Source organism: Aeromonas sp. A04, from assembly GCF_047780465.1.
Taxonomy (GTDB): domain Bacteria; phylum Pseudomonadota; class Gammaproteobacteria; order Enterobacterales; family Aeromonadaceae; genus Aeromonas; species Aeromonas bestiarum.
Map to the genome: position 1 here is coordinate 1,223,755 of NZ_JBLNHP010000001.1, position 11,969 is coordinate 1,235,723.

Below are 11,969 nucleotides of genomic sequence, written 5' to 3' on the forward strand. Positions count from 1 at the left end.
ACGAGGCTAAGGGAGCAAGCCGTTGAAAGCATGGATGTTGATGGGATTGATCCCGCTGTTTTCCCCGACCGGCTGGAGCCAGACTCCCCCGCCGGCCGAGGTGGTGATCCTGACCACAGAGGCGCAGGCCCCCCTCTCAGTTCCTCTTGCGGCGCCCAAGCCAATGCCCGCGCCCAGCGCACTGCCCGAACCCACCCGGCTGACCGCCAGCCTGCCGCCCGGCACGCGCCAGATCCAGGTCTACAAATCGGTGCAGAAAAACGGCGTGATACGCTACTCCGACATGATGCCGGAGCAGGGCCACTACGAGCTGCTGCTGTTCAACGACTGCTACGCCTGCGACCCCGCCTCCAAGGTCAACTGGCGCACCACCGGCCTCTTCCTCTACGACTACGCCAGCACGATACAGGCGGCGGCCAAGGCCTATCAGGTGGAGCCCGCGCTCATCCGGGCGCTGATCCACGCCGAATCCGCCTTCAACCCGCTGGCGGTCTCCCGCAAGGGGGCCATGGGGCTGACCCAGCTGATGCCGGCCACGGCGCGCGAGCTGGGGGTCGGCGATGCCCTGATGGCCGAGCAGAATATCTTTGGCGGGGTGAAATACCTGGCAGGCCTGCTCAAGCAATATGGCGGCAACGTGGCGCTGGCGACCGCGGCCTACAACGCCGGAGCCGGCGCTGTGCAAAAACATGGGGGCATTCCCCCCTACGCCGAGACCCGCGCCTATGTGGAGCGGGTGCAGTTGTTGCGCCAGCGCTACAAGGACATGTTGAGCGCCAAGGGCCTGTGACCCCTTCCCTCTTTCACCCTGCAACACAACCAACCGGGCCCTCGTGGCCCGTTTTTGCGCCCCCCTGAAACGAAAAAACACGCCCGGGGGCGTGTCGATACCACACTTTTTCGTCACGGATCACGCTTTAGGGGCGATCACGCGATAGGCCAATGCACCCAGAATGGCACCGACGATCGGAGCAACCCAGAACAGCCACAGCTGGCCGAGGGCCCAGTCACCCACGAACAGGGCAACCCCTGTGCTGCGCGCCGGGTTGACCGAGGTATTGGTCACCGGAATGCTGATGAGGTGGATGAGCGTCAGGCACAGACCGATGGCGATGGGAGCAAAACCGGCCGGGGCCCGGCTGTCGGTGGCGCCCATGATGACGAACAGGAAGAAACCGGTCATCACCACTTCACACACCAGGGCTGCCAGCAGGCTGTAACCGCCCGGCGAGTGCTCGCCATAGCCGTTGGAGGCAAAACCGGCGCTTAAGTCAAACCCGGCCTGACCGCTGGCGATCACATAGAGCACGGCCGCCGCCGCAATCCCGCCCAATACCTGAGCGACTATGTAAGGCAGCACACCGGAGGCCGGGAAACGGCCACCGGCCCAGAGCCCGACGGTCACGGCCGGGTTCAGGTGACAACCTGAAATGTGGCCTATGGCATAGGCCATGGTCAGCACAGTCAGACCGAACGCCAGCGCCACGCCCAGCAGGCCTATTCCCACGTTCGGGAAGGCGGCGGCCAGCACTGCGCTGCCACAACCCCCCAGCACCAGCCAGAAGGTGCCCATAAACTCAGCTGCAAAAGGTTTCACTCTCAACTCTCCCAATGATGGATGGAACATGAGCCTGGGCTCACGAAGTCGCCGTTCTTAAACGGCGCCACATTATGGGAGCGTGACATGACGAGGCGAAGTGAACCTGTCTCGCCAGGAAAGTGTGATCAAGGTCACAAGTGATTGATTCATCAAGAGGATTGTCGTCAGTCCCGAATGGCGTCCCGCCATCTGGTACGACAACTTGTGACTCTGTTGAGGCTTTTAACAACAGGATGGCAAGCACCTGAGGACCCAGCCGCAACGGATAAACGAGGAGGGCGCCCGGGCGCCCTCCTCTCACATTGCTCCTCAGACGCAGTCAGCGTCGGCAGGGTTCAGCGATAGCGGCCGCGCACCGAGCTGGTGGCCCGCCCCGCCATCTTGATCAGGCTCTGGCGGGTATGGAAGTGGCAGAGTGCCACCCCGAGCGCATCCGCCGCATCCGCCTGGGGGGTGGCCGACAGCTTGAGCAGATGGGTCACCATGTGCTGCACCTGCTCCTTGGCCGCGCCGCCCGTGCCCACCACAGCCTGCTTGATCTGGGTTGCCGAGTATTCGCTGACCGGCAGCAGGGCATTGACCGCCGCGACTATGGCGCTGCCCCTGGCCTGACCCAGCTTCAAAGCCGAATCGGCATTGCGGGCCATAAAGACCCGCTCGATGGCGAACTCGTCCGGCTTGAACTGGGTGATGATCTCGCTCACCCCGTCATACACCTGCTTGAGGCGCGACGGCAGCTCGCCCAGGTCGGTGCGGATGCAGCCCGAGCCCAGATACTCCGCCTTGCCTGCGACTATGCGGATGACGCCATAGCCTGTGATGCGCGAACCCGGGTCTATCCCCAGAATAATGCTCATGGCCGCTTCGCCATGCTGGCCTGAGGGCGGCTCACAGCCTCGTCACCCGTGAGCCGGTGGCCCGGCTCCATTCCCAAAACAATGCTCATGACACTCTGTTGCTCTGAAGGCAGTTCATGGCCGCCAAGATAGCAAACAAGCGTCCGCTTGGCTCGCGCGGCGGCGCCCTCGCCGGCTGACTGCGCAGGGATCCGTCATCTTGTACAGTGGTCTGCCTGTTTCCTCACCCGTGCGGGCCGCCCAATCAGGCGCCACAGGCGCAGGAAAAAGATCAGGTCGCCAGCGCCACCAGCCGCTCGGCCAGTCGGTGGCTCTGCAGATAGCTCTCTATGAGTGCCCCATCGGCCTTGCCCAGCTCGATCTGCCAATACCAGTGATCGAGCATAGCCACGAAGCCCCGCTGGGCCAGCACCGGCTGCCAGTCGTCCGGCGCCAAGGTCTGCACGATTTTATCCCGGGCACACATGCCCCGGGTGCAGTTTTCCAGGTGCAGGGAGAGGTTGTCGCCATAGGCATCGATGCGCTCCTCTGTGATGCCTGCGCTGCGGTTCATGCTGCCGCTCACCGCCACCTGCCCGCTTTGCCAAGCGACGCTCACTCCGGCCAGCAATTCGGGCTGCTGGCTGCTGCGTCTCAATACAGCATGCAGATCCCCGGTAGGCAGGCCGCCATAGAAACAGAGGCTGTCGAGCACATGGATAAAGTCGTCGAACAGGAACTGGCGTGGCAGCCCCGGCAGGGCGTGTCTGTGTTTTTGCCAGTTGAGCTCGGTGAGCGGCTGATTATCTGTCCGGGTGGCGCGCATGGCGGGCAGATAGCGGCGGTTGAAGCCGACAAACAGCGGGCAGTCCTGCGCCATGGCGAGGTTGGCGAGCACCTCCACCTCGGCGAAATGAAAGCAGAGCGGCTTGTCCACAAAGGTAGGGATACCGGCACGCAAGCACTGCTCGGCCAACTCAAAGTGCACGGCGGTGGCGGCGTGGATCATCACCCCATCCGGGCGGCTAGCCAGCAGCGCATCCACCTCGGTGAAGCACTCGGGGATCCGGTATTGGCGAGAGAGCTTGCCGAGCACGTCCGGGCTCCGGGTACAGAGCAGCGGTGTCACCCGCTCGTCGCTGGCAATCAGCGGCAGATAGGCTTTCTGGGCGATATCGCCGAGGCCGATCAGGGCAATGCGCATGGGAACTCCTTGTCACTCGATCACTGGATAAGTGGATAACCGGCTAAGTGCCCGCACCATCTCAGGATTTTCCCCGCAGATCCAGCCTTGCCGCAACCCGGGCTACCTCGCCCCCTCTCAGCCTCCCCCTTCGCAAGGGCGAGGAGCAGACGGAAGTGGCTTTACTCCCCCCCTGCCAAGGGGATGGTCGAAGTGATGCACATCGCCAGCAAAACGGGTTTCGTATTGCACCCATTTTGGCTAACATGCCCCACTTCAAGGAGACATAGGGGCAAGGAACCGATGAGCAACAAGACGCTGCAATCCCTCTTTCACTACAAGCGTTGGGCCGATGACGAGCTGCTGGATGCGATCGCCACGCTGGACGCGCAGCAATATGCCGAAGCCCACCACACCTGCCTTCGGATCTTCAACCATATCCATGTGGTCGATGCCATCTTCAAGGCCAATCTGCTTGGGGAGTCCCACGGCTTCAGTGCCACCAATACCCCGGAGACGCCGACCCTGGCGGCGCTGCGCAGCTCGGTCACGGCACTGGATAACTGGCTGGTGGATTACGTCGCTACCTTGAGCCCGCAAGAGGGTGAACCCTTGCTTTCGTTTCGCTTTGTCGATGGCGACAGGGGGCAGATGAGCCGCGCCGAAATGCTGCTCCATCTGGTGACTCATGGCGGTTATCACAGGGGGGCAATCGGGCGGATTCTGGCGCAGTGCGGCATCACGCCGCCGCGCGATACCTTGACCGCCTTCCTGCATCGCAGCGAACCCAAGCGGCGGGGCGAGGATGACTCAAACAGAGTCCTGCCCTTATGAACCGATCCACGCGCTTCTCTCGCCCATTACTGCTCGTGCTGCCATTGCTGCTGGGCGGCTGCGCCGCCGCCATCGATCACTACTCGGGGCGCTTTCGCAACACCCTGGCACCGGGGGAGACACGCACGACCATTCGCGCCGAACTGGGCGAGCCCCAGCTTTGCCAGCAGGCCACCTTTCTGACCGAAGATAATGTGCAGGGTTGCGATCGCTTTACCGTGCTCGGCAAGATCCACAAGCGCGCTGACGGCAATGGCCAGGCCACGGCGAGCGCCGTGACAATGGGGCTGGGGGAGCTGATCCTGATACCGATGACGGTGGCAGGCGTGGCGGCGGATTACACCCAGCGCCACACCCTCACCGTCTATTACGATCGGGACGATCACTATCTCTTTCACACCCTGCTCAATGCCAAGGGGCAGGAAGTGTGGCAATAAGGGACTATAAAGCGGAACGCTTTGCTGCCCCATGGCCAGGTGACAGCCATTTGCCGGGTGACTCGGGAAATCCCACTAAGATTGCTCTCTGCGATCCAGCCACTTGCCCACTCTCGCACCCAGCTCGGAGCAGAGCAGGGCGCTGACAATGGCCCCTATCATCCGGTTGGTCTCGGAGAGCGCTTTTGTCTCAACAAATTGGTAGGCAATCAGATTGAAAATAAGGATCCCGAGCAGCAGACCCAGCCCGCTGCCCATCTTCTCTCTTCTGGATTTGGCTTTCACCGCCATCTATTGCTCCTGTGCAAGGGAGCCGGCCATTCAGCCCCCCTTATCCATAGGCCGAACAAGATAACAAAACCGCACCAGCTTGCCCGCCTTAATCGCACCTGCTTACGCGCTTTGATGACGCAGTTCAAAAAACGATGATTTTCTGATGGTTGTATCAGTTCTGATGCTCGCCTGAGCAGCTTCGTTTGGCTTAGCATAGCCATCCATAACCTGTTGAACTGCAATGGGTTACGCCCCCCCGCTGATCAAGGAAGCATATTGGAAGCTGTAATCCACGGGCGGTAGCGTGAGGTTTGATGACGTTATGCCTGATACAGAAAGGTGGGTGTCCCAGATTTTCTTCATCTAAAACTTAGGTATTTGCAATGCATAATATAAATGTATTTATTAAAGAAAACGTTAGTCAGATTTCGCATAACGGTCTCCACATAGCACCAGATATTCCGGAGAAAAAACTCAACAATGCTGCTAAATCGATGAGCCTAGAAGATACTATCGGTTCAGTTATCGCACTGCTCGATAGCACCTTGTTTGGTAGTGGTAAAGATGGCTTAGCATTTACTGGCGAAAAAATGGTCTACAAACCTGCTTTTGAATCGCCTGAAGTCGTAAACTTTAGTGATTTGGAAACAGCTGAATATATCCGTAACGTAACGACTAATGATAAAGGAAAAGAGAGAATAACTGAGTACACCAAAATTACCAGAAAGGATGGCTCATCCTTTAAAGTTGAAAACATCAGTGAATGCAATCTTGGAAAATTAGCTAGTTTCTTAAACACCATAAGTAGCCAATTTGACACCTTCGAAGAAGAAGATCAGTTAGTCGCACTATCTGAAATGTCGGAAGAGCTCAAAGTTGCCTACTTAAAAGTTATCGTGAACATGGCGTACTCCGACGACGGCGAGGTCGATAAAGATGAATTTTCTCAAATTCTTCTTCTCATGACTCGCTTAGAACTCAGCTCAGAATCACGTTTTTTGCTAAGAGAATACATCACCACAACAGGCGTACTAGATAGCTTGGAATCTCTGATACAAAAAATAGATGATACCTCCGTACCTAGCCACAATAAATCCGTTAAAATTTCTCTCGTTAAAGATCTGTTCAGCGTATTCATGAGTGTTAACAATGGACAGCATGACAATTTTTCCTTCTTTAAAGATAACAACTACCTGTTTAATGTCAGTGATGACGAAGTTGATCTAATTATCTCCGCTCTCAAACTCGACTTTAAGATGCTCAATGATGACTTTAGCGACGATGCGCTAACTCGCGGTATGAAAGAACTTGGTGCAAAAGCGGGCGCAGTGGGAGTACCTCTGGCTGCGGTTTACCTTTCTGGCTCAGTAGTAGGTATGTCAGCGGCAGGTTTAACATCAGGCCTTGCAACACTTGGTTTGGGTGGCGTACTCGGGTTCTCTAGTATGGCGACAGGTATTGGTGTTGCAGTCCTACTGGGTTTAGGCGCTTACAAAGGCATTAAGCATTTAACAGGAGCAAATGAGCTTGATAAAACCAAACGCAGAGAGCTGATGCTCACTGAGGTTATTAAGCAGACACAAACAACGGTGTCGTACTTAATGGAAGATATCAACTTCATTACCATCAAGTTGAACGAGACCATTCTTTCTCACGGTGTTCAAGATGAGAAAGTAAAACTGCTTTTACAAAAAGTGAAGCTACTAACCTCAGCAGGAAATGTGCTTACACAAAAAGGTGACGCGACTCAAATTAAGTGCTTCAAACTGAAGTGTCCGAAAGAGCTTAATAAAGAAAAACTTCAATCGCTTACTCGTGAGGCAACTAAGCAACAAATTTATACTGTTATTATGTCTTTCTACGAAGAGAAAACCATCGAGCATGAGCAAGATGGTGTGGCTGTAACTGCTCGGGTACTGATGTTAAAACAAGACATTTCTACTTTAGACATGGAAAAACTTGCTAAGGTCTTCGAGGCAATTGGCTATTTCAACGCAACTGATGTCATCAAAGGTAAATTGTTAGGGATGTTTTCATAGTGACTAAGCGAGATGAAAAAATTTCGGCCATGCTGGTGCAAAAGCACCAGCTGGATCAGTCGGAATGCAAGATGAATGAGTTAGATGCAGTTCTTAATACTTTACAAAAAAGTCAACAATCCAATATTGATTCTCTTGATCAGGCTCTAGCAGATTTAGATATGATGCTTGACAATCAAGGTCTGAATCCTCAATTGGCTAAAAATATCGACATTGCTCAAGAGTTACTCGTTCTAGATAACTCAATCGCACTCTCACATTTTGAGCTAACCATTACGCATGTAACCCTGCTCGATAACCTCGATTTCAATAAAAATATGAGCTGGGCACAATATCAACGTTCGATTGAACAGTATTCTTTGCGCAATCACGTTGATTTAAGTGCTGATCCATTTACTACGTTGATGTCACCAATTCAGCGAATAGAACTCGAGAAACGCATTAAGGATGAATTCACCATCCAGAATGCTCAATGTGATGCATACGACTATCTCATTGCTGGCACATGTGGTGTCATCGGTGGACTTATCGATGTGTTCTTCGTCGGTATGCCTGGAGAAGGAAAGCTAACCAAAGTTGCAGATAGCGCCGTTGACTCGGCTGTCGAGAAATTTGCTTCAGCATGTGGTTGGCAAGGTGTGAAAGAAGGAGGAGATTCAACTAAGAGTGCAATTGGTTACCTAGAACGTAACTTCAAAGTTAACTATGACCAAGCGACCACATTTGGAAATAACGGGACAGATGGTGCAGTCAAAAATCTTTCACCTAAGAACCACCACTTAAAGAGTTTGGGTCATTCTCCCGATCTCATTGGTCTATTTTTCTCTATCTTGAATCAGTTTACTGATACCTCTACTTTTATCTCTAACGGCCAGATTATCACTATTGATACAGAAACCCATGAACTAAAAGGTGACAACTTTATAGCCAAGGTTTTTTCTGGTTTTGCCAACTGGCTAGGGCATCTATTCTCGGACATGGCAGGTTCTTCTGGTGCATCGGAGCGTGGCGCGGGTATTCCAATTCCTTTCTATAACTTACTGCTACTATTAGATGTTGGTGAATTTGGCCAACATAGACAATCGTTTGCCACTATAGCAACACAAGTTTTCGAAAAAGGTTACGATTTAAGACACGGCGTGGCCATGGCAATTCCAGTTCTGATTACAGAACTTTTAACCAGGTTAATGTGGGCGAGCAAGCAACGCTTTTATCACAAGAAGTCATGGAAAGAGTGCATCCCTTCAGGTGCTAATCCAGAGTTAAGACGGATGCTATTGGTCGCTCACGGCACACTATGTTTGATTGATGCAGGTGATGCTGCACTTAAATCTGGTGGCGAAATGGTGCAATTTTTATTGAGAACTAACATAATCGGTTGGGCACGATTTGGTACTTTAGCACTCAAAGAAGTATATGCTTGGTACAACGCTGGTCATATTAATGCTGATGCTGTTGATGAATACTTAGATGCTGAAATGGAAAGATTATTAATTTAATAGGAGCTCAATGCACGCTTTTAAACTACTTCTACTAATATTAAACTGTGACTTAGAGATAAAAATCTAAGTGATTTTTCTCCAAAAAAAATTATCCTGCCATTGTGTTTATGTAGACGCCACCAGTTTGTACTGGCCTAGTTATCATCTGACATTGGCCTAAAATATATATCCTATTACACTCATGAGTTATACGTAATAAAAAGGCGACCATCTGGTCGCCTTTGTAATTTCTATCGCTTTCCAATCAGCAAACTCACCGAGCCGGTCGCTTGGCACCACTCCCTTTGGCCGCAGGTTTGCCACCCTGAGTAGCGGGTTTGACACTCGGATTGGAAGAGCCGGCGCGGGTCGGGGTTTTACCCTTGTGGGCGGGTTTCCCCTGCCCTGCGAGCTTGCCCTGACCTGCGCCTTGGGCTGAGAGCTTGCCATTGCCGCCCGCCCCTTTAGGGAGCTGGGAGCCTACTGGCTTGCCATTGCCCGCCTTGCCGCCCTTGCTGGCGGCTGGGGTGTCGTTGCGAGCCTTGCCTTGCGAGGCGGCAGCCACTGCGCCCTTACCGCCAGCAGCCTTGTTGCCAGCCCCATTGCCACGCTGGTGAACTATGTTGCTGTGGCGCGTCAGGGCCGGTTTCAACCCCTTGTTGATGCTGCGCGAGGCCACCGCCTCGCCGCGCCCTTCCGGCGGCACCAGGCAGTTGGGGCCGTTGCCGATCAGGTGACCCTTGCCCATTTCCAGCAGGGCCTCGCGGATCATGGGCCAGCCGGCCGGATCGTGGTAGCGCAGCAGCGCCTTGTGCAGGCGACGGCGGCGTTCCCCTTTCACCACGAACACGTCCCCACCCTGGCGGCTCACCTTGTTGAGGGGGTTTTTCTCGGTGTAATACATGGTGGTGGCGTTGGCGAGCGGCGACGGGTAGAAGTTCTGCACCTGATCCAGCTTGAAGCTGTTGGTCTTGACCCAGAGCGCCATGTTCACCATGTCTTCATCCGTGGTGCCCGGGTGGGCCGAGATGAAGTAGGGGATCAGGTACTGCTGCTTGCCCGCCTCTTTGGAATACTTGTCGAACAGCTCCTTGAAGCTGTAGTAGCTGCCCATACCCGGCTTCATCATCTTGGAGAGCGGGCCCTTCTCGGTGTGCTCCGGTGCGATCTTCAGATAGCCGCCGACGTGGTACTTGGCCAGCTCCTTGATGTAGCGCGGATCTTCCACCGCTATGTCGTAGCGCACGCCGGAGGCGATCAGTATTTTCTTGATGCCCTTCACATCCCGCGCCTTGCGATAGAGGTCTATGGTCGGGGTATGGTCGGTATCCATGTGCGGGCATATGGTCGGCCAGACACAGGAGGCGCGGCGGCAGGTCTGCTCGGCCTTGGGGCTCTTGCAACGCAGCTTGTACATGTTGGCGGTGGGGCCGCCGAGATCCGAGATGACGCCGGTAAAGCCCGGCACCTTGTCGCGGATCTCTTCGATTTCTTTGATGATCGACTCTTCCGAGCGGCTCTGGATGATGCGCCCCTCATGCTCCGTGATGGAGCAGAAGGAGCAACCGCCGAAGCAGCCACGCATGATGTTGACCGAGGTCTTGATCATCTCGTAGGCCGGGATCTTCTCCTTGCCATAAGCCGGGTGCGGCACCCGCTGATAAGGCAGGCCGAACACCCCGTCCATCTCGTCGGTTTCCAGCGGGAAGGCGGGCGGGTTGACCCAGATGATGCGATCGCCGTGAGCCTGGGAGAGCGCGCGGGCGCAGCCCGGGTTGGTTTCGTGGTGCAGGATGCGCGACGCATGGGCGTAGAGCACCTTGTCCTCTTTCACCCGCTCGAACGCTGGCAGCTTGACGTAGGTCTTCTCCCAGGGTTTCTGCTTGGGCGGCTGCACCAGCACCGGCTTGGCCTCCTGCTCCACCGGCGCCGTGCCTTCGTCATCCGAGCAGGGCGCCCCTTCCATATAGGGGTTCATGATGGGGTCGATGCGGCCGATCTGATCCAGCTTGCTGGAATCCACCCCGCGCCACTCGGGCAGCGGCTCCTTGCGGATCACGGCGGTGCCGCGAATGTCCTGCATGGTCTCCATGGTCTCGCCATTGGCGATGCGGTGCGCCACCTCGATCAGCGGCCGCTCGGCGTTGCCGTAGATGAGGATGTCGGCCTTGGCGTCCAGCAGGATGGAGCGGCGTATGGTCTCGGACCAGTAGTCGTAGTGGGCGATGCGGCGCAGCGAAGCTTCAATGCCGCCGATGACCACAGGGACCTCCTTGAAAGCTTCTTTACAGCGCTGGGTGTAGACCAGGGTCGCGCGATCCGGCCGCTTGCCGCCCACATCCCCCGGGGTGTAGGCGTCATCGTGGCGCAGCTTCTTGTCGGAGGTGTAGCGGTTGATCATGGAATCCATATTGCCCGCTGTGACGCCATAAAACAGGTTCGGCTTGCCCAGGCGCATGAAGTCATCCTTAGATGACCAGTCCGGCTGGGCTATGATGCCGACCCGAAAGCCCTGGGATTCCAGCATGCGGCCGATCACCGCCATGCCGAAACTCGGGTGATCCACATAGGCGTCACCGGTCACCAGGACTATGTCGCAGCTGTCCCAGCCGAGCTTGTCCATCTCCTTGCGAGACATGGGCAGGAAGGGCGCAGTGCCGTAGCACTCAGCCCAGTAGCGGGGATAGGAGAAAAGGTGGGTAACCGGCTGCATTTTGAACACCTGGAACAATTCGGGTCGCGCATTATACCGGCAGAGCGAAGCGGGGGCGATGGCTTTTTGCCCCCACAGAGCACGAGGAAAAGGCGAGCCAGTGACGGACTCGCCTCAATAACGCGGGTTCAGCGGGATCAGGCCAGGACGCGGGCCAGCACTATACGGCTGTAGTGGCGCTGCAGCAGCTGATAACCACCGAGCAGGCACCAGACCAGCGCCGGCGCCAGGAAGATGGGGTGGGTCGCGAGGCGCAGCATCAGCAAGCCCAGCAGGATCAGCGCGAACGGGCGGCTCTCGTAGAGCCACAGCGGCCAGCCCTGCTTTCGCACCACTGGCTTGTCGGGGCGACGGTAGGCACTGCGTCTGAACCAGGCCAGGGATCCGGCCAGATAGAATGCCAGTCCGGCCAACAGCAGGCCCGGATGATCGGCAACCCCCAACAACAGCAAACCGCTGCCCATATAAGCGAAGGGCAGCGGTTCATAGATAGCAGATGGCAACATAGCTCACCTCAGCGTTAAAACTGGCTACATATTAACCGCACGCTGGGGTGATGCCATCTGCTTTCTG

General features: G+C 55.7%; 11 protein-coding genes. 5 read left to right on the forward strand and 6 right to left on the reverse strand.

All coding sequences use genetic code 11. The features are described 5' to 3' along the window. Positions 1 to 34 precede the first annotated feature (34 nt). Positions 35 to 790 (forward strand): lytic transglycosylase domain-containing protein, encoded by a 756-nt coding sequence (locus ACM3N8_RS05525; protein WP_043554051.1) that lies wholly within the window; start codon positions 35 to 37, stop codon positions 788 to 790. 120 nt (positions 791 to 910) lie between these two features. Here ACM3N8_RS05525 and aqpZ read toward each other — a convergent pair whose 3' ends face one another. From aqpZ to ACM3N8_RS05540, 3 genes are all read right to left on the reverse strand, one after another. Continuing rightward, positions 911 to 1,597: an aquaporin Z gene (gene aqpZ / locus ACM3N8_RS05530; protein WP_043134628.1), complete on the reverse strand. Its 687-nt coding sequence runs from the start codon at positions 1,595 to 1,597 to the stop codon at positions 911 to 913. Positions 1,598 to 1,935: 338 nt separating this feature from the next. Then, on the reverse strand, positions 1,936 to 2,457 hold the full coding sequence (gene ruvC / locus ACM3N8_RS05535; protein ID WP_043134627.1) for a crossover junction endodeoxyribonuclease RuvC: 522 nt from the start codon (positions 2,455 to 2,457) through the stop codon (positions 1,936 to 1,938). A gap of 271 nt (positions 2,458 to 2,728) precedes the next feature. Then, positions 2,729 to 3,640 (reverse strand): Gfo/Idh/MocA family protein, encoded by a 912-nt coding sequence (locus ACM3N8_RS05540; protein ID WP_416015618.1) that lies wholly within the window; start codon positions 3,638 to 3,640, stop codon positions 2,729 to 2,731. A gap of 282 nt (positions 3,641 to 3,922) precedes the next feature. Here ACM3N8_RS05540 and ACM3N8_RS05545 point away from each other — a divergent pair, with 282 nt between their 5' ends. Both ACM3N8_RS05545 and ACM3N8_RS05550 read left to right on the forward strand, forming a co-directional pair. Next, entirely contained in the window at positions 3,923 to 4,453 is a 531-nt protein-coding gene (locus ACM3N8_RS05545; RefSeq protein WP_416015620.1) for a DinB family protein, read from the forward strand. Next, complete coding sequence (locus ACM3N8_RS05550; RefSeq protein WP_416015622.1) at positions 4,450 to 4,890, forward strand: hypothetical protein; 441 nt, start codon at positions 4,450 to 4,452, stop codon at positions 4,888 to 4,890. Before ACM3N8_RS05545 ends, ACM3N8_RS05550 begins: the two co-directional genes overlap by 4 nt. A gap of 75 nt (positions 4,891 to 4,965) precedes the next feature. Here the strand turns inward: ACM3N8_RS05550 and ACM3N8_RS05555 are convergent, their stop codons facing one another. Beyond that, on the reverse strand, positions 4,966 to 5,181 hold the full coding sequence (locus ACM3N8_RS05555) for a hypothetical protein (RefSeq protein ID WP_016349952.1): 216 nt from the start codon (positions 5,179 to 5,181) through the stop codon (positions 4,966 to 4,968). A gap of 365 nt (positions 5,182 to 5,546) precedes the next feature. Between ACM3N8_RS05555 and ACM3N8_RS05560 the strand changes: the two genes are divergently transcribed. Together ACM3N8_RS05560 and ACM3N8_RS05565 are read left to right on the forward strand one after the other, a co-directional pair. After that, positions 5,547 to 7,202, forward strand: a complete 1,656-nt coding sequence (locus ACM3N8_RS05560) for a hypothetical protein (RefSeq protein ID WP_290017261.1) — start codon at positions 5,547 to 5,549, stop codon at positions 7,200 to 7,202. Further along, positions 7,202 to 8,701, forward strand: coding sequence for a hypothetical protein (locus tag ACM3N8_RS05565; protein WP_290017262.1), 1,500 nt, complete (start codon positions 7,202 to 7,204; stop codon positions 8,699 to 8,701). The genes ACM3N8_RS05560 and ACM3N8_RS05565 overlap by 1 nt, the downstream gene beginning before the upstream one ends. A gap of 256 nt (positions 8,702 to 8,957) precedes the next feature. Here the strand turns inward: ACM3N8_RS05565 and ACM3N8_RS05570 are convergent, their stop codons facing one another. Together ACM3N8_RS05570 and ACM3N8_RS05575 are read right to left on the reverse strand one after the other, a co-directional pair. After that, a complete protein-coding gene (locus ACM3N8_RS05570; RefSeq protein ID WP_290017263.1) occupies positions 8,958 to 11,396 on the reverse strand; it encodes a YgiQ family radical SAM protein in 2,439 nt (812 codons plus the stop codon). A gap of 137 nt (positions 11,397 to 11,533) precedes the next feature. Continuing rightward, a complete protein-coding gene (locus ACM3N8_RS05575; RefSeq protein ID WP_043134620.1) occupies positions 11,534 to 11,902 on the reverse strand; it encodes a hypothetical protein in 369 nt (122 codons plus the stop codon). Positions 11,903 to 11,969 lie beyond the last annotated feature (67 nt).